At 69.4% G+C, this 23,439-nt stretch carries 16 protein-coding genes; 10 read left to right on the top strand and 6 right to left on the bottom strand.

Translation table 11 applies throughout. The features are described 5' to 3' along the window. Positions 1 to 16: 16 nt before the first annotated feature. The 3 genes from ACFV6H_RS04240 to ACFV6H_RS04230 all read left to right on the top strand — a co-directional run bounded on the left by ACFV6H_RS04240 (position 17) and on the right by ACFV6H_RS04230 (position 4,080). Positions 17 to 1,609, top strand: a complete 1,593-nt coding sequence (locus ACFV6H_RS04240) for a restriction endonuclease (RefSeq protein ID WP_385538452.1) — start codon at positions 17 to 19, stop codon at positions 1,607 to 1,609. A 409-nt stretch (positions 1,610 to 2,018) separates the two neighbouring features. After that, a complete protein-coding gene (locus tag ACFV6H_RS04235; protein WP_385538449.1) occupies positions 2,019 to 3,038 on the top strand; it encodes a glycoside hydrolase family 11 protein in 1,020 nt (339 codons plus the stop codon). A gap of 43 nt (positions 3,039 to 3,081) precedes the next feature. Continuing rightward, entirely contained in the window at positions 3,082 to 4,080 is a 999-nt protein-coding gene (locus ACFV6H_RS04230; RefSeq protein ID WP_385538446.1) for a polysaccharide deacetylase family protein, read from the top strand. 95 nt (positions 4,081 to 4,175) lie between these two features. On the opposite strand, the gene ACFV6H_RS04225 is transcribed toward ACFV6H_RS04230, so the two are convergent. Next, a complete protein-coding gene (locus tag ACFV6H_RS04225; RefSeq protein ID WP_384977052.1) occupies positions 4,176 to 4,898 on the bottom strand; it encodes a right-handed parallel beta-helix repeat-containing protein in 723 nt (240 codons plus the stop codon). Between the two features lie 201 nt (positions 4,899 to 5,099). Here ACFV6H_RS04225 and ACFV6H_RS04220 point away from each other — a divergent pair, with 201 nt between their 5' ends. Next, positions 5,100 to 6,968, top strand: coding sequence for a hypothetical protein (locus ACFV6H_RS04220; RefSeq protein ID WP_385538442.1), 1,869 nt, complete (start codon positions 5,100 to 5,102; stop codon positions 6,966 to 6,968). Between the two features lie 58 nt (positions 6,969 to 7,026). Here the strand turns inward: ACFV6H_RS04220 and ACFV6H_RS04215 are convergent, their stop codons facing one another. Continuing rightward, positions 7,027 to 9,594: an NB-ARC domain-containing protein gene (locus ACFV6H_RS04215; protein WP_385538439.1), complete on the bottom strand. Its 2,568-nt coding sequence runs from the start codon at positions 9,592 to 9,594 to the stop codon at positions 7,027 to 7,029. Between the two features lie 449 nt (positions 9,595 to 10,043). Between ACFV6H_RS04215 and ACFV6H_RS04210 the strand changes: the two genes are divergently transcribed. Both ACFV6H_RS04210 and ACFV6H_RS04205 read left to right on the top strand, forming a co-directional pair. Then, entirely contained in the window at positions 10,044 to 10,463 is a 420-nt protein-coding gene (locus ACFV6H_RS04210; protein WP_385538436.1) for a hypothetical protein, read from the top strand. A gap of 197 nt (positions 10,464 to 10,660) precedes the next feature. Next, the gene (locus ACFV6H_RS04205) at positions 10,661 to 10,987 is read left to right on the top strand and encodes a plasmid stabilization protein (protein WP_384977045.1); all 327 of its coding nucleotides are present in this window, start codon (positions 10,661 to 10,663) and stop codon (positions 10,985 to 10,987) included. A 196-nt stretch (positions 10,988 to 11,183) separates the two neighbouring features. On the opposite strand, the gene ACFV6H_RS04200 is transcribed toward ACFV6H_RS04205, so the two are convergent. The 3 genes from ACFV6H_RS04200 to ACFV6H_RS04190 form a co-directional block, all read right to left on the bottom strand. Continuing rightward, positions 11,184 to 11,966, bottom strand: a complete 783-nt coding sequence (locus tag ACFV6H_RS04200; RefSeq protein ID WP_385538433.1) for an adhesin — start codon at positions 11,964 to 11,966, stop codon at positions 11,184 to 11,186. Positions 11,967 to 12,311: 345 nt separating this feature from the next. Beyond that, entirely contained in the window at positions 12,312 to 14,102 is a 1,791-nt protein-coding gene (locus tag ACFV6H_RS04195) for an MFS transporter (RefSeq protein ID WP_385538954.1), read from the bottom strand. 656 nt (positions 14,103 to 14,758) lie between these two features. Next, positions 14,759 to 17,077: a D-alanyl-D-alanine carboxypeptidase gene (locus ACFV6H_RS04190; RefSeq protein ID WP_385538430.1), complete on the bottom strand. Its 2,319-nt coding sequence runs from the start codon at positions 17,075 to 17,077 to the stop codon at positions 14,759 to 14,761. 171 nt (positions 17,078 to 17,248) lie between these two features. Here ACFV6H_RS04190 and ACFV6H_RS04185 point away from each other — a divergent pair, with 171 nt between their 5' ends. The 4 genes from ACFV6H_RS04185 (at position 17,249) to ACFV6H_RS04170 (ending at position 21,970) form a co-directional block, all read left to right on the top strand. Then, entirely contained in the window at positions 17,249 to 17,989 is a 741-nt protein-coding gene (locus tag ACFV6H_RS04185; protein WP_384779451.1) for a GPP34 family phosphoprotein, read from the top strand. A 590-nt stretch (positions 17,990 to 18,579) separates the two neighbouring features. Then, positions 18,580 to 19,437 carry a helix-turn-helix transcriptional regulator gene (locus ACFV6H_RS04180; RefSeq protein ID WP_093602949.1) on the top strand — a complete coding sequence of 286 codons (858 nt, stop codon included), beginning with the start codon at positions 18,580 to 18,582 and terminating at the stop codon, positions 19,435 to 19,437. 261 nt (positions 19,438 to 19,698) lie between these two features. Next, positions 19,699 to 19,908, top strand: a complete 210-nt coding sequence (locus tag ACFV6H_RS04175; RefSeq protein WP_093602947.1) for a DUF397 domain-containing protein — start codon at positions 19,699 to 19,701, stop codon at positions 19,906 to 19,908. Between the two features lie 469 nt (positions 19,909 to 20,377). Beyond that, a complete protein-coding gene (locus ACFV6H_RS04170) occupies positions 20,378 to 21,970 on the top strand; it encodes a sodium:solute symporter family protein (RefSeq protein ID WP_384977038.1) in 1,593 nt (530 codons plus the stop codon). Between the two features lie 163 nt (positions 21,971 to 22,133). On the opposite strand, the gene ACFV6H_RS04165 is transcribed toward ACFV6H_RS04170, so the two are convergent. Further along, positions 22,134 to 23,249 carry an ADP-ribosylglycohydrolase family protein gene (locus ACFV6H_RS04165; RefSeq protein WP_385538425.1) on the bottom strand — a complete coding sequence of 372 codons (1,116 nt, stop codon included), beginning with the start codon at positions 23,247 to 23,249 and terminating at the stop codon, positions 22,134 to 22,136. Between the last annotated feature and the right edge of the window lie 190 nt (positions 23,250 to 23,439).

The raw sequence follows: 23,439 nt of genomic DNA, 5'->3' as shown, positions 1-23,439 counted from the left end.
GGAGGGCCTGTAGCGCATGAGTCGTCGTTCCAATGGGTTGGTCGGTATCTGGGCTGAGGCGCAACGCCAACAGCAACGCCAGCTGGAGGCGCAAGCGAGGTACCAGCGGGATCAGGAACGGCAACAGCGTGCCTACCAGCGGGAGCTGGCGCGCAGCCATCGTGAGCAGCGGGCGGCGTACCGGCAGCAGCGCGAGGCGGATGCCAGGCGGAGGACGGAGGAACTCGACGCGCGGGTCGAGTCGTTGCAGGGTTTGCTGGCGGCAGGATGCCGGGCTCCGGCTTTCAGGGCCGGCGCACTGGCCCGGCCCGAGCAGATCGAGACCTTCTCCCCAGGACAGCTCGCCCATCCCATCCGGATGCCTGATCCGAACCAGTACCAACCGCAGGGCGGTTGGACGGCTGCCCGGCGAGCTCAGGCGCAGGCGGAAGCGCGGTCCCGGTTCGAGCGTGACTGGCAGGCAGCGCAGGCCGCGGAAGCACAGCGTCAGCAGCAGTTGGCCGCCTACCAGCTTCAGTACCGGCAATGGGCCGATGCCCAGCTGGGAGAGATCCGTCGGCACAACGCCGGCATCGCCGAGATGACGGCGGGGCTTCGCAACGGTGATTCCGAGGCCACGGTGGAGTACTTCTCCGCTGCTCTCTACGCCTCGACGGCATGGCCGGAGGATCTCCCGCGTCAGGTGTCCGCCGCGTACGACTCCGGTGCACGCCAGTTGGTGCTGAACTGGGAGCTGCCCAAGTACGACGTCGTCCCGGAGATGAAGTCGGTGCGCTATATGCCCAGCGCCGATCAGGAGAAGGAGACGGCTCGGCCGGTGGCGCAGCGCCGCGCGCTGTACCGGGATGTGCTCGCGCAGTGTCTCCTGCTGGTTCTGCACGATCTCTTCGCGGCGGACGAGTTCGGCGCGCTGGACTCCGTCGCGTTGAACGGCTTCGTGGACGACCACGACCCGGCGACCGGCAGACGGGCGCACATGTTCCTGGCCACGGTCATGGCGTCGCGTGCGATCTTCGCCGGGCTGCATCTGGAGCAGGTGAACGCTGTCGATTGCCTGGTGGACGGCCTCCGGGGCCAGCTGTCGTCCCGCCCCGACCAGGGCGCTACGGTGCGGCCCGGCCGGGTTCCCGAAGACATCGGCAACGGCGTCGTCACTCACGGCGGAGACGAGGAACCGGATCTGTACGAGATGGATCCCATCGCCTTCGAGTCCCTGGTCGCGGATCTGTTCCGGGCCATGGGCATGCAGGCCGTGACGACCCAGCGCTCCAACGACGGCGGTGTGGACGTCGATGCGCTGGACCCGGCCCCGATCCGCGGCGGCAAGATCGTCGTACAGGTCAAGCGCTACCGCAACACCGTGCCCCCGACAGCCGTCCGCGACTTGTACGGCACCGTCCAGGACGCCGGCGGTATCCGGCTGCTGGACTCTGCGGGAACCCAACTGGACCGGCTGGAAGTCTCCGACGGCCGTCCCAGCGAAACCGCCCTGGTGCTCGGGTCCTTCCGCCGCCGTTCCAGCGGCGACTGGGACTTCGTCATCGGCGGCAAGGGATACCAGGGCGGTCTGGAGGAACTGGTCCAGGAGTACGGCATCGACGTGACCTAGCGTCCCGGGCCAACACAGAACCCCGAAGCCGGCCGTGCTTCCCCTCCCTGCGCTTCTCCTCGGCGTGATCCGAGAAATCTTCGAAACATTTCGAAGCAGCTACCCGAATTACGATCTTGAGATACATGACGCTTCCGCCTTCACCCCTGTCCAACCGGTCACATAGGGCCTTTGAGCAGCGGGAACGCTCGCCGATGTCACGTCAGGCTCCGCGAATATTTCGCATTCAGTGCCGAAACTATTGACAGTCGACATGGACAGACCAACACTGTCGCCGTTGGCAGAGCTCAACCACTGTCGATGTGGGCCGCCACCGTGACCTGGCTCCGGGCCCCGACAACCTTGCGCAAGCGCGTGTCACGCTGCCTGGCCCCCATCGGCCTTACGAGGACGAGGAGGAAGCACGCACATGAACGACGCACCCGCACGCACGACGCGCCGAAGGCGTGGTCGGTTCGAGTTGGCCGGTCGCTTCAGGCTGCTCATCAGCAGTGCCTGCACCCTGTTGCTGGTCGCCGTGGCCGCGCTGGCCATGCCCGGCACCGCCAACGCCGATACGGTCGTCACCACGAACCAGACCGGCACCAACAACGGTTACTACTACTCGTTCTGGACCGACTCACCCGGGTCGGTCTCCATGAATCTGGGCTCCGGTGGCAACTACGGCACCTCATGGAGCAACACCGGAAACTTCGTCGCCGGCAAGGGCTGGAGCACCGGCGGACGCCGGACCGTTACCTACTCGGGCACCTTCAACCCGTCCGGCAACGCGTATCTGGCGCTCTACGGATGGTCGACGAACCCGTTGGTGGAGTACTACGTCGTCGACAACTGGGGCACGTACCGGCCCACGGGAACGTACAAGGGCACCGTCACCAGCGACGGCGGTACGTACGACATCTACCAGACGACGCGCTACAACGCCCCGTCCATCGAGGGCATCCGCACCTTCAACCAGTACTGGAGCGTCAGGCAGTCGAAGAGGACCGGCGGAACCATCACCACCGGCAACCACTTCGACGCCTGGGCCCGCGCCGGTATGAGCCTGGGCACCTTCAACTACATGATCCTCGCCACCGAGGGCTACCAGAGCAGCGGGAACTCCAACATCACCGTGGGCGAAGCCGGTTCAGGTGGCGGCGGCGGTGGGGGCGGTGGCGGCGGTGGATGCACCGCGACCCTGTCCGCCGGACAGCAGTGGAACGACCGCTACAACCTCAACGTCTCCGTCACCGGCTCCAGCAACTGGACCGTGACGATGAACGTACCGTCCCCGGCGAAGGTCCTCTCCACCTGGAACATCAACGCCACCTACCCCAACGCCCAGACACTCACCGCCAAACCCAACGGCACCGGCAACAACTGGGGCGCCACCATCCAGCACAACGGCAACCAAACCTGGCCCACAGTCTCGTGCAGCGCATCCTGACCGACCCCCGAATCCCCCACCCCAGGCTGGAGGACCACTCCTCATGAAAGCCAGAGCACATCTCTCCTTACGCAACCTGGTCACGAGACTGGCCGTCGTAGCGTTGGCCGCGGCGAGCGCCCTCACCGTCAACACCGCCGCCCCCGCGCAAGCCGCCGCCTGCAACGGGTACGTCGGGCTCACCTTCGACGACGGCCCGTCCGCCACCACGTCGAGCCTGCTCAACGCGCTCAGGCAGAACGGGCTGCGGGCCACGATGTTCAACCAGGGCCAGTACGCGGCGGCCAATCCGTCCCAGGTCCGGGCCCAGGTCGACGCCGGCATGTGGGTCGCCAACCACAGTTACACCCATCCCCACCTGACCCAGCAGAGCCAGGCGCAGATCGACTCGGAGATCTCCCGGACCCAGCAGGCCATCGCGGGCGCGGGCGGCGGCACGCCGAAGCTGTTCCGGCCGCCGTACGGTGAGACCAACGCGACGGTGAAGTCGGTCGCGGCCAAGTACGGCCTCACCGAGATCATCTGGGACGTCGACTCGCAGGACTGGAACAACGCCAGCACCGACGCGATCGTCCAGGCCGCCGGCCGGCTCACCAACGGCCAGATCATCCTCATGCACGACTGGCCCGCCAACACGGTCGCGGCGATCCCGCGTATCGCCCAGGGATTGGCGGCCCGCGGCCTGTGCGCCGGAATGATCTCTCCGCAGACCGGCCGCGCCGTGGCTCCCGACGGCGCCGGTGGTGGTGATGGCGGCGGTGGCGGTGGCGGTGGCAGCGGATGCACCGCGACTCTGTCCGCCGGACAGCAGTGGAACGACCGGTACAACCTCAACGTCTCGGTCTCTGGCTCCAACACCTGGACCGTGACGATGAACGTACCGTCCCCGGCAAAGATCCTCTCCACCTGGAACATCAACGCCGCCTATCCCAGTACCCAAGTACTGACCGCCAAACCCAACGGCAGCGGCAACAACTGGGGCGTCACCATCCAGCACAACGGCAATCGGACCTGGCCAACCGTCACTTGCACCACAACCTGACGCCCCGGGAACGGTCTGAGGAAGCAACGCATCTTTGGCGCGGCAGCCATGGGCTGCCGCGCCACCCGGCCGCTGCCCGGCGTCGAACCACACGCTCAGAGCTTGGTGTTGCCGCCCTTGTTGGTGATGCTCGCCTTCTTGCAGTTGCCCCAGGTGAGCTTCAGACCGGTGCTGCCTCCGCCCTTGCCGCCCCACTTGATCAGCGAGATCTTCTTGCCGCCGTAGCCGCCGCTCTTGTACTTGTTGCTCTTGAAGACGTTGCCGCTGCCGCAGGTCTCGCCCTTCTCCAGCCGGCCCCACTCGCTGAACAGCCCGTACTGGCCGGAGCCGGTGAAGGTGTTTCCGCTGACGGTGTTGTTCTTGCTGCCGTCCCTGATCCGCACCGGATCGCCGGTGATCGACGAGAACTTGTTGCCGGTAATGCTGCTGCCCGAGGTCTTGACCAGGTAGATCCCGTGCATGTTGCCGCCGTTGCGCAAGTTGGAGAAGGTGTTCTTCTTGATCACGATGCCGGAGGAGTTCTTGACATGGACCCCGGCGTAGCCGGTGGAGCCACTGAGGTTGGTGAACTGGTTCCCGGAGACCGTGACGTTCTTGACATTCCTGAGCAGGATGGCGTTGTCGTGGCCGGAGAACTTCTTGCCGCTGATGGTGAAACCGCCAGGGCCTCCGTCGATACAGAGCTGATAGTCGCCCGTAGGGCACTTGGCCTGGCCCGGGTACTTGGCGGCGGCGACCGCTGAGCTCGGTGCGGCCATGCCGGCCAGCGCCAGGGCGCTACCGACGGCGGTGGCGGTGAGGGCACGACGGATGTACATAGGTCTCTCCTCCGGTGCTACTTGCTGATTGCTGCTGGTATTCGCTGGATGCGAGAACCACTCTTCCCGGGAGACCTTGGGGAAACCTGGAACCGACTTTGAAACACCTGCTGAGGACCTCGGCTGCGGGGCTGCTCGCTGTACGGGCGCATCGGCGAACTATCGTCTTGGCCAGTGACCGTGGGCGGGAAGGGCTGAGGTATGCAGGGTGAGGGAGGGCAGCGGTCGGCGCCGGCGTTGCCGCTGGCTAAGGACAGCGGGCGGTGGGTCAGCGTCGCGGCCGAGCGCACGGTCCTGGGAATCGTGCACAACATCACGTCCGCGACCCGGCTGCTCGATCTGCTTACCGTTTTCGAAGGCGACAAGAGAGTCCAGACCGTATTCAGCTGCACCGAGTCATCGGCGCTCGACGGCGGCACCTTCGAATTCCTTACGGCGAGAGGAATGCTGTGCATACCCTGGGGCCAGGCCAAGGAGGAGAAATTCGATATCGCCGTGGCCACCAGTCGTGGCGGCGATCTGCACAATCTGCGGACCGCACCGATCAACGCTCCCCACGGCGCGGGATATAATAAGCGTTTGGAGCCGGGAGCCGGGAGCCGGGAGCCGGGAGCCGGGAGCCGGGAGCCGGGAGCCGGGAGCCGGGAGCCGGGAGCCGGGAGCCGGGAGCCGGGAGCCTTCGGCCTGACGCCGGAATGGCTGATGCATGACGGGCGTCTGATTCCGTCGGCGATCGTGCTGTCCCACGACGAGCAGCGCGAGCGGCTCGCGGTGAGCTGTCCCGAGGCCGTCCCGGTGAGCGTGGTGGCCGGTGATCCGTGCTACGACCAGTTGTGGGCGAGCAGACCGTTCCGTGACGACTACCGCAGGGCGCTGGGCATACGGCCGGGCCAGAAGCTGATCGTCGTCTCCTCCACCTGGGGAGGCGGCTCGATACTGGCGTCGGACCGGGACGGGACGGACGCTCTCCGCCGTGTGCTGGCCGAGCTTCCAGCTGATGAGTACCGCGTTCTGGCAGCCGTCCATCCCAACGCCTGGTACGGCCACGGCGCATGGCAGGTCCAGAACTGGCTGGCCCCGCTCATGGACTGCGGTCTGCTCCTTCCCGTCCCGGACACCGAGACCTGGAAGGCCGCGCTCCTGGCCGCGGACGGACTCGTCGGCGATCACGGTTCGCTGACGATGTACGGAGTGTCCCTGGGCATCCCCACCCTTCTCGGTTCCTTCGCCGCGTCCAAGGTGGCTCCTGACTCACCGATGGCACGTCTCGGCGAAGTGCTGCCGCGCATGTCGTCGCATCGGCCACTGGCAGCACAGCTCCACGAGGCCATGGCCGCCCAGCCCGGTGACACCGAGGTGGAGCGCCTGCGCGCCACCGTCACCTCGCGTCCCGGCGAAGCCGCCGCGCTGCTGCGGAAGCTGTTCTACGAACGGCTCGCCCTGCCCGAACCGGCGGCCACGGCGGGCCCGCGCCTCGTACCGGTCCCTGTCCCGGCCCAGGTCCGGCCGCTGTCCCCGGTCACGCCCGCGATGTACGTATCGGTCCGTTCGGTCCGTTCGGTCCGTTCGGTCCGTGCGGCGGACGGCACGGACCGCGCGTACGGTGCCGGCGGCGCGGCCACCGTACGCCGTTACCACGCGGCCACGCAGCGCCGCGGCCAGGAACGGCACCTCGCGGAAGCGCATCTGGTCGCCGACATCGACGATCCGGACAGCCGGTGGTCCCGGTCGGCGGATGTGCTGCTGATGCCGTACGGCCGCTCCCGTCCCGCCGGTGACCTGCGGAGCTGGGAGGACGCGGCGGAGGTCACCGCGCGATTTCCCGGATGCGCGCTGCTCGCGGTCGAGGAGCCCGACGACGGCGTACTCGCGTTGCCGCGCAAGGGCGTTCGGCGGCGCGCCCGCTGGGTCGGCCGACGCCCGTGGTGGGCGTCGGCCGCGATCGCGGCCTCGGTAGCGTACGACCGTACGGTGTCCGGGCCCGGCGGAGATGAACCGGCCCGCGTTCAGGTGTCCGTCAGCGACGGGCCGGAAGCGGAACCTGGGCTGCTCGATATCGCCGTGTTCTGAATCGCCGTGTTCTGAACTGCTGAGCTCTGAATCGCCGCGTTCCTGAGTCGCTGTGTCCTCAATCGCCTTGTCCTGGAGCCCGTAAGCCCGTAAGCCGTCCTTCCGCCTCTTCCGCCCGAGGGCTCCTCGCCTGCCGGAACAAGTCGACCGCCGCGCTCCAGTCGACCGCTGCCCGGTCGCCGTCGCCCTCGCCGTACAGCAGATCGCCGCGGAGCAGCAGGATGACGGCCTGCTGGTAGGCGGGACCGTGCTCGCTCATGAGCCGGGACGCCTCGTCGAAGGCCCGCAGGGCCTCGGCAGGTTGTCCGGCGGCCTGCCGGGCCTCGGCGTAACGGGCCAGCGCCCGCGCCTCGTTGTAACGGTCGGGCTCCGGCAGGGCCGCGAACTGCGCGCGGGCGGAGAGCAGTTCGGCGGCGGCCTCGTCATGGCGCGCCAGGGAGGTGAGGACGGGACCACGGTGGAAGGCGAGCAGGGCACGGCCACGCGGATGGTCGATCCCGTCGAGCGCCCGGAGCGCGGCCGTGAGGTTCTCCAGGGCCTGTTCGGCGTTGCCCAACCGGTTTTCCATCAGGCCGAGGCCTTCCAGGACACTGGACTCCGTACGCCGCTGTCCCTCCGTCGTACGCCGCTGTCCCTCCGCCGCCGGGCCGTTCCGAGGCCGTACGAGATCGAGCGCCTGCTCGAACCGCTCGCGGGCGGCCCGCGGATCTCCCTCGGCCGCGCTCCACCGGTCCAGATGGGCGAAGCCGAGCCCGTAACGCATCCGGGCGAGGGCTGTCAGGTCGCCGCATTCCTGAGCCGCGTCACACGCCCACGTATACGTCTCGATCCAGTCGGTGTGATATCCGCACCGGAGATAGAACGTCCACAGCGCCTGCGCCAGGCGCCAGGCCATCTCGTACCGGCCGGTGTCGCAGGCCAGGCGTACGGCGTACCGCAGCGCGTCACGCCGCCGTTCCAGGCCCGCGAGCACCGCCGCCCTGTCCTCCATGTCCTCCATGTCCTCCACCGAAGCAGAGACACGGGCTGCGGCACGGGCAGCGGCATGAGCCGCGTACGCGCCCGTCGGATCGTGCCGGTAGCGCGAGGACAGGGCCGTGTCCGCGCGCTCCGCGATGTCCACGTAGCTCTGGAGCAGCCGGTCCAGTGCCGCTTCGCGGTCCTCCTCCGCCATGTCGGAGCGGGCGCAGGCGAGGGCGTGGTCATGGATGAGTGCGTGGGGCATACGGTAGGTCCCGGGACCGGTCTGTTCGACGAGGTTCGCCAGGACGAGCGCCCTGAGCGCCCTGAGCGCTCCCCCCTCCGCGTCCACGTCCGCCGCTCCCCCGGCCCCAGCCTCGCCTCCCGGCGCCACGGCGCGTACGACGTCCATGTCGAAGTCGGCCGTGGGATGCAATCCAAGACACCGGTACAGATGGGCCGCTTCGGGAGCGAGGCCGCGGTACGCCGGCGCGAAGACGACGGTCACCGACAGCTCGTCGTCCATGTCGAGCGCCCTCAACCTCGTGGCACGGTCCGTGAGTTCGCGGGCGAGCTCCTGGATCCTGCCGGGATGTCCGACGGCGAGCTGCGCGCCGGCCACGCGCAGGGCCAGCGGATGACCCTGGCACGCGTCGGCGATCTGGCCCAGTTCCGTCGCGTATGCCGCGTACTCCGCCGTGTCGTCGCCCATCCGGCCGACCTTGGCCAGCAGACGCCTGCCGTGCGGATGCTCCAGCGGCTCCATGCGCAGCAGTTCGGCGTCCAGACCGCCGATCACACCGGGAAGGATGATGTTGCTGGTCATGAGCACCGCACTGTCCGGCGATCCCGGAAGCAGCGGAATGACCTGCGAGGCGAGCACGACATCGTCCAGCAGGACCACGACCGGGCCGTTCGCGGTGAGCGTACGGAAGTACGCCGTACGGCTGTCGGGATCGGCGGGCACGTCCTGCGCCGGCACTCCCAGCTCGCGGAACCAGCGCTCCAGCACCGCCATGGGAGCGGCCGGATTTCCCCATACGTCCCTGGCGAGGGAGGCGTGGAGCTGAGGCCCCGTCAGTTCGTCGCGGCGCCGGTCCAGCCAGCGGTGTGTCAGGGCGGTCCTGCCGATACCGGGCACACCGACGACATACATCAGCGCCTGGACGCGGGCTGCCCGGCAGGCCGCCCATGTCTCGTCCATCCGCTGGAGCAGACGCTCGTTGTTCTCGTAGTGCCGGACCGGCGGTGCGACGATACGAGGCAGCACGGGCACCGGTACGGCCGCAGGGGCCGCGAAATAGTTGTGGTGCACGACGGACGAGGACACATGAGCCTGCTCGGTCACCACCATGGTGCCGTGGTTGATGACCGTCTCCTGCGTCTGGCCGATCAGCGCCCGCAGTTCGCCCGCAACTGACGGCTCGTCGGCAAGGAGCCTGAGCAGCCGGTCGCGCAGCCGTCGCTCCGTTTCCGCCGTTGACGCCGTAACCGCCGCCGACGGACGCGGCAGACGCGCGCGAAGCTCCTCCAGCTCACGCAGCAGCGCCTCGTCGCCCTCCTGGCCGCCGCCACGCCTCATGAGCGCGGCGGCCCGCGACTTCAGCGCGGCCCAGCCGTCGGTGACCAGCGCCCCGACCAGAGCCGTCGCACCCGATACGGCCAAAGCCGCCAACTCCGCTTCCACCAAGCCCCCTGCGCTCGTCCGGCCTCCGCAGAGCCACCGTACGGGCTGAGCCCCGGCGCCCTCCAGAAGATCGCCGGTACTGGCGGCGAGACGCCGATCCTGACGGCGAGACCGGCCGTTCACTCACCACGGACAGCCGACACGCGCCGTGGCGCGGCCGGTTGGATACTTCTCAGGTGGACACTTCAAGGGCCTCCTGGCGTAACACGACGCACGATTGGGCCGGCGCCGTGGATCTGGACCACCTCGCGCGCATCCGGCGGAATCCCGTCGCGTTCGCACCTGGCGGTGCTGGGCATCTGATCCTTGAGGTCGACGCGTACGCGGCCGACGAGGCGGAGTGCAACGACGGAGGACGCTGTGTCGTCACTCTGCTCCCCGACGGTTCTGTGTCCGTCGCGGATGACGGGCGAGGTACGGACACGCGCTTGGACGAGCACGGCCGGGCCGTGAAGAAGCCGATCATGGCATCGAAAGACCTTCGGTTCTTCGACTTCCCCGAGGCGCAACTGCTTCCTGACCGTCATCCGCGCCGGGGCATGTCCGTCGTCGCGGCACTGAGTGAATGGCTCGTCCACACCAACCGCCGCCAGGACGGAGCCTGGACTCAGCGCTACGAACACGGCGTTCCCGTGACCGGTCTGGAACCCGTCGCCGGTGACGGCACGACCGGGACGGTTGTTCACTTCTGCCCGGACGAGCCTCTGCGTGCGGCGAGCGGATTGACGACGGGCGGCTTGACGGATGACGGCTTGACGGATGACGGCTTGACGGCGGGCGAGTTGGTGCGGTTGGCGATGTCGTGGCGAGATCTGACCGTCGAAGTCAAAGACCGGAGCGCCGGCTGAACCGGCTGAAGTGGCTGAACCGGCCCTGTCGCCCGTACGGCTCAGTTCGTGTCGCGCCGGGCCGGTTCCGGGCGTGCAGTGGGAACGGCGGGCGTGTCGCGGCGGTCCGGATGTGAGGACCGTGGTTCAGCGGGTACGCGCCGATGCCGAGCGCGCTCGGCCCACGAGGGGCGGAGCCTGGTTCAAGGAGAAGTGCCATGCCGCGAGGTTCGAGTCCCAAGCGGGACCGTCAGTACGAGCACATCAAGGAGAGCGCGGAACACCAGGGAATGCCCGCAGGCCGGGCGAAGGAGATGGCGTCGCGCACGGTGAACAAGGAGCGGGCGCGCTCCGGAGAGGCGAAGACGGCGAGCCGTACCGCCCTCCGTGACCCGAAGTCCGCCTCGCAGCGCGGTGGGCAGCGGTCCCACAGCGGTGCGCAGGGACCGACGAAGGACCAGTTGTACGCCGAGGCGAGGAAGCGCGGTGTCGAAGGCCGTTCGTCGATGAGCAAGGACCAGCTCGCCAAGGCCCTCGGTCGCTGACTCGCTGACTCGGCGAGTCGGCGACTCGGCACCCGGCGAGTCGGCACTCAGCGACTCAGCGGCCCTGGTGGCTCGATGGCGTACGTCGGCAACGCGCCATCCCCGCCCCACCCCGGTCAGTGACCTCAGACCTCAGACGTCAGACTCAATGAGAAGCGCCGGGTCCCGGCGCGCTCCTGCGGCGGGACCCGGCGCGTCAGGCGCAGTCGACCTTCATCTGGGCCGCCGCGTGGTGTGCGCCGTACCGTTCCACGCCTCCCCAGTCCCGTCCCCGGTCGAGGAGCTGTACCGAGAACGACTCGCCCTCGACCCGGTAGCTGCCCACGCTCACCAGGCTGCCGCGGTGCGCGGTCTGGCGTACGCCGAAGGCCGCGTACACGGACGTGGTGTCCGCCGGATCGGTCAGCACGCGGTAGACGGTGGGATGGCCGGCGGTGTCGCGGTCCCGGCCGCTGTCCGGTACGTAGACGGCGAGGGCGCACTTCGCGTAGCCCTTGCCGAGCTTCCAGGACCAGACCGCGGTCGAGCCGCGGTCGTGGTCCGGGCTGCCGGACATCGGTACGGCGGAGAACCGGCCGTCGCAGGTGTCGCCCTGGTGTCCGCCGGAGGTGACGGTGTACCAGGCGGCGTCGCCGTTCTCGAAACGGCCGTGCTCGCGGTACTCGCCGGTCGCGCAGCCGGGACCTGCCCAGGCGGTGTAGCCGCCGTCCGGATCGGACCCGGCGGTCGTGTCGGACGGAGCGGTCCCGTCATCGTCCGGAGAAGGCCCATCGCCCTCGGCCTCGCCCTCACTCCCGCTCGGCTCGCCCGTACCGCCCAGGCCCGGCAGTTGCGGTGGTCCGAATCCGGTCGGTACGCCGGCGACCTCGGTGTCCTCCACCGCGCTCCCGCCGCTCCCGCCGCCGGAACCGGCCACCGCCACGACCGTGGCACCCACACAGCCGAGGGCGAGCACCGCCGCCGTGGCCACTACGCGCACGCGCCTCCGCGACTGGGAGACGTGGGAGACATCGGCCGAGGCCGCCGCCGACGCCGAAAACGCCGTGGACGCCGCATGCCTTGGCGCCCCGGGGCGGATACCGATATGGGAGCCGCCCGCGGCGGTACGAGTGGCGGCCCGACCGGTGACGGCACGGCCGGTGGCACCGCACACCGGACAGGCCATGCCCGGCAGCGGGCCTCCCCGGCCACTCCCGCACCGTTCGCACCTCATGCCGCCTCACTATGGGGGATCGCGAGGGCGCCCGGCAGCAGAAGCCGACGATTCGCCGACCTTGAGTTGACCTCGGCCCGGGGACGCCGTCGCGGCGTACTGGAGGACGTCCTACCTCAGTTCCTCCGGGCACGCCGTCCCCCGTGGCAGTTGGTACGGCGCCGCCAGGCGGTAGACGCCCGGGCGTGGGGCCAGGAGTTCGGTCCATTCGTCGCCCTCCACCGTCTCCTCCGCCTTCATCAGACAGCCGTTGGGGTTGGTGAAGACCTTCGGGCCGTCCTCGTCCGCCTTCGACGCCTCCGTCTCCTGCGGAGGCACGACGCTCTTGCCGTTCCCGTCCACCAGCCCCAGCCACGGCGAGTACGGGATCCGGATCAGCACCCGGCCCGCCGACTTCACGTGGATCGTCAGTTCGCCCGCGCCCGCGCGGTCCACCGTCGCCGGCGGGTCGGCCAGCGGCTTGGGGTCCTTGACGGCGAAGAGCTGCCAGTTGGCGTCGCCCCAGATGTGCTCCAGATAGGGCTGGCCGCGCTGTACGAGTGCCGCCTCCAGCCCGGCGCCCGAGTCGGGCTTGCCCTTGGGGAGTACGACGTAGTGCACAGCCCAGCGGTCGAGCCAGCCGCGGTAGCTGTCGGCGGTCAGGGTGTCGTCGTAGAAGAGCGGATTGCGCTCCATGTCCGCCTGCCGGTTCCAGCCGCGGGCGAGATTGACGTACGGCGAGAGCGCCGAGGCCTCGCGGTGGCTTCGCGCCGGGACCACTTCCACCCGGCCCTTCTCCGCTCCCGCCTGCTGCAACTGGTGGACCAGCGGCGCCAGCTCACGCGCCCAGGACGCCGTCGGCGCCGTACGCACCATGTCGTCCACACCCTTGAAGCCGATCCAGACGTTCAGTCCGACGAAGGCGATCAGCAGGGCGTATCTGCGGCGGCTGCGCGGCAGGGTGTACGGCAGGGCCGCGAACAGCACCACACCGCCGATGATCATGGCGAGCCGCGACACGTTCGACCCGATCTGCGAGTCGATCACATACGTCAGCAGCACGCCGATGCCGTAGACGGCCGCGGCGGCCCGTACCGTACGCCACTCCTTCGGTACGAGCACGAACACGGACACCGCGAACAGGAAGGGCAGCGACGCCGTCCCCACGGACATCGGCTGCGTCCCGGAGAACGGGAACAGCCACGCGGAGAGCGCCACGACGGCCGCCGGCGCGAGGCCGAGCGCGTACGCTCCAGGGCGCCGCTTGTTCAGGAAGAGCGCCGCCGCGACGACTCCGAGGAACAGTCCTGCCACCGGGCTGGCCGCCGTCGCGAGACCGGCCAGCGGCGCGGCGGCGACCGCCTTGGCCCAGCGTTTCGTACGCCAGCGGTGCGGCCAGCAGAACACCGCCGCGACCGCGCCGAGCGCGAACATCACACCGAGGCCGAAGGTCACCCGCCCCGACAGGGCGTTGCAGAGGAACGCGAAGATCCCGGCGACCGAACACGCCACCGGATTGCGCACGGCACGGACGCGGACCAGGATCAGCGCGGTCAGCGCGGCGGACACGGTCCCGGCGACCATCATCGTCGTACGGACACCGAGGACGGACATCAAATACGGCGAGACCACGCTGTACGAGACGGGATGCATGCCGCCGTACCAGGCGAGGTTGTACGCGGAGTCGGGATAGCGGCCGACGAACTCGGCCCAGGCGTCCTGGGCGGCGATGTCGCCGCCGCTGTTCGCGAAGAAGACGAACCACAGTACGTGGACGGCCGCGGCGACCAGGGTGGTGCAGAGGACCGGATGCCGCTCCACCCACGCGCGCGGCCCGGCACTGGGCGCCGGGTGGGGCGCCGGGTGGGGCCCGGAGGAAGGCGCCGGCTGGGGCTCCGGGCCGGATTCCGAGCCGGGCTCCATCGGCTCCGGCCAGGGCTCCGGATCGACGGACCCGCGACGCTCCGGCCGGGACTTCTGCGGCTCGGACCGGGACTCCGTGCCGCTCGCCGGGCCGCTCGCCGCGCCGGGCTCCGTACCGGGCTCCGTACCGGGCTCCACCGGCTCCGGACGGGACTCCGCGCCGGACCTCGGCCGAGGCTCCGGCTCCGTACCGGGCTCAGTTCCCCGCGCCGGAGCCGGCGTCGGCGTCGGCTCCGCGCCGTTCTCCGGCGCGGGCAGCCCTATTCGCGGCCCTTCCTCTTCCGGGGCCCGGTCTCCCGGAGGCTCCCCGGGAGTGGTGTCGCCGTCGGCGTGCGTCGGCTCAGTGGTCGTCACTGCGGCTCTCCACGTCTTTCCGTCTCACCGTCCGTCCGTCTCACCGTCCGTCTGCCCACCCGCCCGGTGTACCGGCCCCGACCGCCCTCCGGCATGCCGCCCTGTTCGGCGTGTTCGTCGTCTGCGAGGACGCCGTCCCCACGTCCCGCAGTTGCCTGGCCGCCATATGTCGTTCGGCCAGATGTCCGTTTCGGGACGCTAGCACGTGACAACGGCCGAGGAGGGTGCCCCCACCGGCGCCGTAAGGAACACCTCACGCCGGTGCGGACACCCTCCTCGGGTGGTACGGGCAGAGCCGCGGCTCAGCCGATACGCGTCAGCTTCGCGCCGAAGCCGGGCTCGGCCAGGTCCTTCTGGAGCGCGACCGGCGTGGAGACCTTGCCGGTGCCCGAGCCGATGGTCAGCTCGCCGACCACCGTGCCGGCCTCCGCCGAGTGCGGAACCTGCCCGCCGGCGCCCACACCCAGCTTGAGCTTCACTTCGAGACCGGCCCAGCCGACCGCCCTCAGGTCCTTCGTCGCGACGACCGGCGTACGGCCGCCGAGCCCGTCGTCGACATACCCGACGACCTCGCCCTTCTTGACGACGGCGGCGGAGGTGACGCCCTCCTGGGCGGCCTTGATCACCTTGAGGCTGTTGTCGATCGAGAGCTGGAGCTTGTCGTCCAGCGTGGCACCCTGCTGGGCGCCCATCACCGCACCGACGATCCGCCGGCTCTTGCCGTCGATGATCGTGTCCGCGGTCCAGAGCAGATTGCCGCCGGCCGGCGTCGAGGAACCGGTCTTGATTCCGCTCACGCCCGGCTCCAGCAGGATCCGGTTGTTGTTGTAGATCATCGGCTCGACGCCCGGGATCTTTATCTGTGGCGTGTTCACGATCTCGCGGAACACATCGTTCTGCATGACCGCCTTGCCCAGCTTGAGCTGGTCGGCGGCGGTGGACACGGTGCTGGCCTCCAGGCCGCTCGGATCCGTGTACGTGGTGTTCGTCATGCCGAGGTCCTTGGCGGCGGCGTTCATCTTCTCGGCGAAGGCCTCCTCGGACGTGGCGTCCCAGCGGGCGAGCAGCCGCGCCGCGTTGTTGCCGGACGGGATCATCAGAAGCTGGAGCATCTGCTTCTGGGTGAACTGCTGGCCTTCCTTTATCGGCGCCGTCGACTCGTCCGGACGGTCGGACTCCTCGCCCGCCTGCTTGTCGACCGTGATCTTCGGGCCGACCTCGTCGCCGCTGATCGGGTGGTCCTTGAGGATCACATAGGCGGTCATGGCCTTGGCGACGCTGGCGATCGGCGCGGGCTTCTGCTCGCCGTACATACCGATCGTGCCGACGCCCTCGACCTCGACACCGCCCTGACCCTCGCCGGGCCACGGCAGATCGAGCTTGCCGCCCTCGAAGGTGTACGTCGGGTCGCCGGAGAGCGTCAGCCCGGGTGCGGGCAGAGGCCGCAGGGCTTGTACGACCGCGAAGACGATCAGCAGGAGCAGGACGAGCGGCGTCCAGATCTTGACCCGCCGGACGGCCGTACGGACAGGAGTCTCGGGCGGCGGCGGAGTGTTGGTCAGCTCGGCGAGCAGATCGAGCGGCGGCAGCGGCGGCATGGGCTGCTGCCGGGTCCGCTCGGCCTCGGCGGGCGGCAGCGGTACGTCGGTCCTGCGCAGCGGTACGAACGTACTGGCCTGCTCGGCGGAGGGCACGGCGGACGGCTGGACGGTCGGCCCTACGGACGGCTGGACGGCCGGCGCGGCGGTCGAACCGGCCGTGGCGGCCTTGGCGGACGGCTCGGCGTTCCGCTCGGTGGTCGAGCCGGCGGTCGGGCCGGCGGTCGCCTTGGCAGACGTCTCGGGGGACGGCTCCGTGGACGACTTCGCCTTCAGCTCGCGAGGCAGCTTGAGCATGGTGGTGGGCTGATCGACCTGTTCCCGTGGGAGCGCCTTGAAGACGGCGGTCGGCTGGTCGACGGGCTCTTCGCCCTTCTTCCCGTTCCCGCCGTCGTCCTTCCCGTCGCTCTTCCCGTCGCTCTTCCCGTGGGCCTGCTTGTCCCCGCCGTCGGCCTTCTTGTCCTCGCCGTCGCTCTTCCGGTCCTCGCCGTCGCCCTTGGCCCAGGCCGGGCGGGACCGCGTGGGTGCGCCCTCGCTCTTCAGCTCGGCCTTGTCGGCCGCCGGAGTGTCACCGTCCCCGCCCTCGCCACTCCCTGACGGAGCGACAGCAGCACCAGCGTCGGCACCAACTCCGGCAGCGGCACCGGAGCCCTTGGCGGAGTCCGAGCTGTCCTGGACGTCACGGCCGGCGGTACCGGCAGGCTTGTCCGGCGCCTCGGTCTCGTCCTTGCCGTCCTCGGCCTTCTCAGGCTTCTCGGATTCGGTCGGCGCGACGGGCCTAGGCGCGGTCCCTGACGTCAGAGTCAGCGTGCGGTCGGGAGACGCGGACCGCCGGGCGTCCCGGTCCTCGGATTCCTCCGTGCGATTTGCGGTTGCGACGGCCGACGGCCTCGCCTCCGGCGACGATTCTCGGAAGACCGCGAGCCTCGGGTCACGTTCACCCGGAGCCGTCTCCCCCGAGGAATTCCGCTGCTCCGACTTGCCGGGGGACTCGCCCGCCACCGTGTCTCCTTCGTGTCTCATCCGACGTACCGGACTGTCCGAACCATCTGCCAGTGTCCTGCTCTGGGACCTCGGCCCCGGTGCTAGACGAGAACGACATACATAACGGTTCCCGCACAAAGCACCCAGGCACTCTCGACAGACCAATGTGAGAGGGGTCACCCTGTCATTCATCCACGCGGGGAGGCATGGATGGGCAGGAGCCGCAGAACAATTCCGGAGGAGCTTCTGCTGCTCGCTCTGGACCCGGCCACGGGTACCACAGCGCAGCCGCAGTCGCTCGACCTCGGCCTGGCCGGAGCACAGCTAGTGGAGCTGGCTCTGGCAGGACGGATAGCCCCTGACGGGGATCGTATCGCCGTGGTGATGCCACGGCCGACCGGAGATCCGACTCTGGACTCCGCACTGGAGCTGCTGCGCAGACGCGGCAGCCCGGTCCGGGCCGTCCACTGGATTGGCGGGCCCCGACTGGGGCTGCGCCAGACCTATCTCTCGCATCTGGAGCGGTGCGGCATGGTGCATGCCGTGGCGGGCCAGATGTGCGGAGTGCTGCCGACGACGCGCTATCAGGCGACGGACACAGCGATCAGCCGGGAAATCAGGGCCCGGCTGGACAGTGCGATCCGCACCGGCGTACCGCCGGACCCGCGGACCGCGGCGCTCGCCGCACTGGCCCACGCGGTCGGACTCGGCAAGCACCTCTATCCCGGTAACGAAGGGCGCTCGTCGCGCTCCCGGCTCCGGGACCTGATCCGGCACGACCCGATGGGCGGTCTCGTGGCGCACGCCGTGATGGACGTCCAGAACGGCGTGGGCGCTCAGCAGCGCCGTAACCCCGCCCAGGGCGCCCCACCCAGCGCCCAGGGCGGCCGGCCGGCCGGCGTACCGATGCAGCCGCACCGCGGGAGCATGGCCCGCGTCGCGGCGCACTGAACCGCCGACGGACGGCAGCCGAGGACAACTGCACAAGCATCACCGAACCACCGAACGCCGTCGCACCGACGTCCCCAGAGCCGGTTCGGGAGCCGCATAGAGACGCGCGGGGCAGCCTGACTTCACAGGCTGCCCCGCGCGCCGCGTCCGGGCCCCTCACGACCCACGACCCACGGCCCCCTGGCCCCGCGCCGACGCCCTCGCAATCACCGGCGGCCCCTTGGACGCCCCCCGGTCGCCTCCTGACAGCCCCCTGGCGGTCGCCTGACGGCCATCTCCCGGCCTCCGCGCCGTCCGCGCCCCTGTCCCGCGCCCCCGTCCCGCGCGTCCCTCTCGCGGACTCGTAGCGGCCCCGTAGCGACGTCGTGACAGCCCTGTGACAGCCCGGACCGGCCGACGCGACGGGCCGGCGACAGACCGACGACAAGCCGACGACGGGCCGGCGAGAGGCCGGTGACAGGTCCGGCACAGCCGAGGGCGCACAACGGCGCATTTGCCTCTGTGGCCATTTCCCAGCGCAGTTGGGACCATTGGTGGCAGTCTGCTGAGCAGTAGATACGTACAGCTACGCAGTCGGAGGTGCAGTTTCCGTGGCGTCCAACGTCAACCCCACCGTCAGGCGACGCCGATTGGGACAGGAGTTGCGCCGGCTCCGTGAACTCAAGGGCATGACGGCCGAGGAGGTGGCGGAGCGGCTGCTGGTCTCGCAGTCGAAGATCAGCCGCCTGGAGAACGGCCGCCGTTCCATCAGCCAGCGCGATGTCCGTGATCTCTGCGGGGTGTACGAGGTCCAGGACCACCGCATCGTCGACTCGCTGATGCAAATGGCCAAGGACTCCCGTCAGCAGGGCTGGTGGCATGCCTTCGGCGACATCCCGTACAGCGTCTACATCGGCCTGGAGACGGACGCGGCCTCGCTGCGCGTCTACGAGCCGCAGGTCGTCCCGGGACTGCTCCAGACCCGCCCGTACGCCGAGGCACTGATCAACGGCGCGCTGCCGGAGTCGGCGGCACCCGATGTCGAGAAGCGCGTGGGAGTACGGCTCAGGCGCCAGGACCGGATCAACTCCACGGAGAACCCGCTGCGGCTCTGGGCCGTGGTGGACGAGGCGGCGCTGCGCCGGGTCGTGGGCAACCGGCAGCTCATGCGCGAGCAGTTGGAGCATCTCGTCGAACAGTCGCAGCTCCCGCATGTCACCGTGCAGGTGCTGCCCTTCGACATGGGCGCGCATCCCGGGATCAGCGGGCATTACGCGGTTCTCGAATTCCCGGACGCCTCGGACTCCAGCGTCGTCTACATCGAGGGCGTGACCAGCGATCTCTATCTGGAGAAGGCCAATGATGTGCAGCGGTACAGCGTGATGTACGAGCATCTGCGCGCCCAAGCCCTGAATGTCGATCAGACCCGTCAGTTCATCGCGGAGATCGCCAAGGAATACGCCCGCTGAAACCTTTCGGGACCCTTCGTGCGGGACCCCTCGTTCGGGGCCTTCGGGACCCTACGGGGCGCCGCCCCGCACCGCCCCGCGCCGCCCCGGCCCGGAGCGCGGGCACCGTACACCTCAACTGCCTTGGCGCGTAAGGCCTCGACGGAGAAGCCACCAGGACGAGTGAACGCCCGCCCCGCCCATCGAGTGAGGCGAGTAGCGTCGATCATGCCAGCAAAGATGTTGGCGCGATTTCCCACCACTCGCTGAACCGGAGCGAACATGGCAATTCTTCAGGGCGCTACGGACTCGTGGACCAAGTCCTCGTACTCCGGCGGAAACGGCGCTTGCGTAGAGGTCAGGTCCCCCGTCGTCCAGTCCATCGCCGTCCGGGACTCGAAGGCGCCCGAGGGCCCCTCGATCTCCTTCGTGCCCACGTCGTGGAATGCCTTCGTGCAGGAAATGAACAAGGGCGCTTTCGACCTCGGCTGAGGTCGCTCAACGCCCTGCCTCCGCACCCGCACCACTGATAGAGCCCTCTCGACCGGTCCGCCGTCCTGGCCGAGGGGGCTCGGCCATGTCCGGAGCCGCTCGGCGCCCACTCCGCGCCAGCCTTCCTCCCGCCTCGTTTCCCAGCTCCTTTCCCGACCGCAGGGGACCCGCATCCCGTGCGGTCATTTCCGTATGTCCGGATGTCCGGGCCATGCCCGGAGCCTGACGAAGTGCTCGCTCATCGTGTGGTCGTCGTCACGATCACGACAACGCCCAGGAAGGTCAAGAACAAGTAAAATCGTTCGGCTTTCTGATCTGAGTTCACATTTATGACCGGAGAAACCCTTGACCCACCGCAGCGCCAGGCGGTTCAATCCCCGAAGTCCCCGCTCCCGCACGGGGCACCGCTGACCGGACGTACTGACGAAGAGCATCGATCGTTCACAAGGCGGACCCCTGGAGGGGGCACATGAACAGCCTCGACTGGATCGTGCTCATCGCATACTTCGGTGTGATGGTCGCGATCGGCCTCTGGTCGCACAAGCGTGTAGACAATGTCAGCGACTTCTTCACCGCCGGCGGCAAGATGCCCTGGTGGCTGTCGGGCATCTCGCACCACATGTCCGGCTACAGCGCGGTGATGTTCACCGGATACGCGGGCATCGCGTACACCTTCGGTGTCACCTCGTTCGTGACCTGGTCGCTGCCGATCGCCATCGGGATCGGGATCGGCGCTCAGCTCTTCGCGCCTCGGCTCAACCGGCTGCGCTCCCGGCTGCATGTGGCGTCCCCGCTGGAGTACTTGAAGAACCGGTACGACCTGAAGACCCAGCAGGCCCTCGCCTGGTCGGGACTGCTGCTGAAGATCGTGGACGTGGGCGCCAAGTGGGCCGCCATCGCCACCCTGCTCTCCGTCTTCACCGGCATCTCCCTCAACCAGGGCATCCTCATCACCGGTGTCATCACCGGCATTTACTGCACGGTCGGCGGGCTGTGGGCCGATGCCCTCACGGAGCTGGGCCAGTTCATCATCCAGCTCTTCGCCGGGGTCGCGATGCTGGTCGCCGTCATGGGCGAGCTGGGCGGCTTCAGCGCGCTGTGGACGGTCTGGGACAAGCTGCCCGAGGGCCATGCCGACCCGACGGCCGGGCCGTACACCGTGACATTCCTGCTGGCGTTCCTCTTCATCAAGATGTTCGAGTACAACGGCGGTATGTGGAACCAGGCGCAGCGCTACATGGCGACGGCCAGCGCCCGGGAGGCCACCCGCTCGGCCCGGCTCTCCGCGATCCTCTGGCTCGTCTGGCCGCTGGTCCTCTTCTTCCCGATGTGGTGCGCGCCGCTGCTGGTGAAGGCGCAGAAGCCGGACGCGTCCGACTCGTACGCCCTGATGACCGAGCAGCTCCTGCCGCACGGTCTGCTGGGCCTGGTCATCGTCGGCTTCTTCTCGCACACCATGGCAATGTGTTCGTCGGACGCCAACGCCATCGCCGCGGTGTTCACCCGGGACATCGCGCCCACTCTGTCGAAGTCGGCGCGCAGCTGGTCCGAGCGGGCCGGGCTGCTGGCGGCCCGGCTCTCCACGATCTCGTTCCTGGCGCTGTCGATGGCGGTCGCCACCCAGGTCAACTCGCCGACCTTCAAGGACATCATCACCGTCGTCATCAAGTGGGTGGCCGGTCTGATGGGTCCGATCGCGATCCCGTTCATGCTCGGCCTGCTCAAGCCGTTCCGCAGGTCGGGTCCGACGGCGGCGCTGACGAGCTGGGCGCTGGGGCTGTTGGCCTTCTGGCTGGTCAACTATCCGATCAACTGGAACGTCGAGGGCGGTGTGCCGCTCCACTACCAGGTCTCGATCCCGCTCGCGGTCTCCCTCGTGCTGTACATCGTGATCGGCTTCCTGAAGCCGGAGCCCAGCGACGAGCGCGATGTGCTGCTGGCGCGGATCAACGGCCAGGGCGACGGCGACGGTTCCGGCCTGACGGCGGCGTCGCTGCGGGTGCCGGCGCAGGCGGAGCCGACGGACGCGAAGCTCCCGGGCCGGGAGGGCTCGGACAGCTGAGCGGGCTGAGCAGGCTCGGGCCGATCCGGGCTGGTCGGACCCGGGCCGGTCGGGCCGGTGACGCGTGGCGGATACGGGCGTACGGGTGCGGTGCGGGCCTGTACGCCCGTACGTGTTGGTGCCGCCGGGCCTGCTCCGTATACGTACGGATCCGTACGGGCGCTCAGCCGCGCGGGTAGCGGACCAGCCAGCCCGACGCGGTGACGCCAGGGCTGTGCAGGGCAGGGCCCTGGGTCATCTCCATCGCGAAGTCGTCGGCGATTTCGAGGAGCGTGGGCCGGCCCTCCAGTTCGGCGAGCCAGGCGGGCGGCAGCGCGGTTTCGCCGTGGAGCGCGCCGAGCAGGGAGCCGCAGAGCGTGGCGGTGGCGCACGAGGGACCGTCGTGGTTGACGGCGAGGCGCAGCCCGTGGCGGATGTCCTCGCTGACGAGCGCGCAGTAGACGGCGACGGCGAGCGTGTCCTCGGCGGCGCGTCCGTCGCCGAGCGCGGAGATCCGTCCGGGGCCCGGAATCCCTTGCCGTACGGTGCCGAGCGCCCGCTGAAGGGCTTCGGTGACGGGCTGGTGCCCGGGACGCGGCGCGAGCAGGGCGAGGGCGCGCTGTACGCCGGCGTCGAGGCTCTCCGCGCACGCCAGCGCGTGCACGATCACGGCGAAGGCGCCGGCCGAGAGATACGCCGCCGGGTGACCGTGCGTCTGGGCGGCGCACTCCACGGCGAGCTGGCAGACGAGCTGCGGCTCCCAGCCGACGAGCAGCCCGAAGGGCGCGGACCGCACCAGCGCGCCCGCGTCGCGCGCGGTGGGATTCTTGGGCTTGTCGAGCGTGCCCATGATGTCGTCGCCGAAGCCGGTGAGACAGGAGAGGGCCGGGCCGCGGCGGGCGTAGAGCCACTCCTCCTGGGCGAGCCAGCCGTTGTCCTTGCGGCGTACGTCCGGGCCCCAGTCGCGCTGGGTCGCGGCCCAGCGCAGATGCGCGCGGTGCACATCGGTCGGCGGATGCCAGGCGCCGGTGTCCCTGCGGACCTGGGCGCGGATCAGTCCGTCGACGGTGAAGAGCGTGAGCTGGGTGGCGGCGGTGATGGCGCCTCGGCGGCCGTACGCAGGAACGAAGTCGGTGACGCCGTCGGGGCCGTGCGCGGCCCTGATCTCCTCCAGGGTGAGGGCCGAGACGCCCGCGCCGAGGGCGTCCCCGATGGCTCCTCCCAGCAGCGAGCCCCGCACTCTGCTCCGGAAGTCCTGCTGCTCGGCACGGCCCCAGACGGCCCCGGACGGTGAGCTCACGAGTCCCTCCCTCCTCATGAGCCTCGCAGCGACTCCGCAGACTGCGCAGCACTGTAGTCGACCGGGAACAGGGAGTTGAGGGCGCGCGGAGGGATCACGGGCGCAGTCCGGTCGGTATGGGACCGGTCGCCCGTGAGATCACTTTTGCCATCGAGGCCTGCGGACGGGCCGGCCGTCCGGGCGCGGCGCG

The organism is Streptomyces sp. NPDC059743 (genome assembly GCF_042732975.1).
GTDB lineage: Bacteria > Actinomycetota > Actinomycetes > Streptomycetales > Streptomycetaceae > Streptomyces.
Note: the sequence above shows the minus strand (reverse complement) of the source record. Positions and strands in the feature narration are given on the sequence as shown.

Coding starts and splice junctions, on each gene's coding strand:
- ACFV6H_RS04235 (WP_385538449.1), top strand. CDS start 2,019: ATGAACGACGCACCCGCACGCACGACGCGCCGAAGGCGTGGTCGGTTC.
- ACFV6H_RS04195 (WP_385538954.1), bottom strand. CDS start 14,102: ATGGAGCCCGGCTCGGAATCCGGCCCGGAGCCCCAGCCGGCGCCTTCC.
- ACFV6H_RS04175 (WP_093602947.1), top strand. CDS start 19,699: ATGGCAATTCTTCAGGGCGCTACGGACTCGTGGACCAAGTCCTCGTAC.
- ACFV6H_RS04185 (WP_384779451.1), top strand. CDS start 17,249: ATGGGCAGGAGCCGCAGAACAATTCCGGAGGAGCTTCTGCTGCTCGCT.
- ACFV6H_RS04170 (WP_384977038.1), top strand. CDS start 20,378: ATGAACAGCCTCGACTGGATCGTGCTCATCGCATACTTCGGTGTGATG.
- ACFV6H_RS04230 (WP_385538446.1), top strand. CDS start 3,082: ATGAAAGCCAGAGCACATCTCTCCTTACGCAACCTGGTCACGAGACTG.
- ACFV6H_RS04205 (WP_384977045.1), top strand. CDS start 10,661: ATGCCGCGAGGTTCGAGTCCCAAGCGGGACCGTCAGTACGAGCACATC.
- ACFV6H_RS04240 (WP_385538452.1), top strand. CDS start 17: ATGAGTCGTCGTTCCAATGGGTTGGTCGGTATCTGGGCTGAGGCGCAA.
- ACFV6H_RS04225 (WP_384977052.1), bottom strand. CDS start 4,898: ATGTACATCCGTCGTGCCCTCACCGCCACCGCCGTCGGTAGCGCCCTG.
- ACFV6H_RS04190 (WP_385538430.1), bottom strand. CDS start 17,077: ATGAGACACGAAGGAGACACGGTGGCGGGCGAGTCCCCCGGCAAGTCG.
- ACFV6H_RS04220 (WP_385538442.1), top strand. CDS start 5,100: ATGCAGGGTGAGGGAGGGCAGCGGTCGGCGCCGGCGTTGCCGCTGGCT.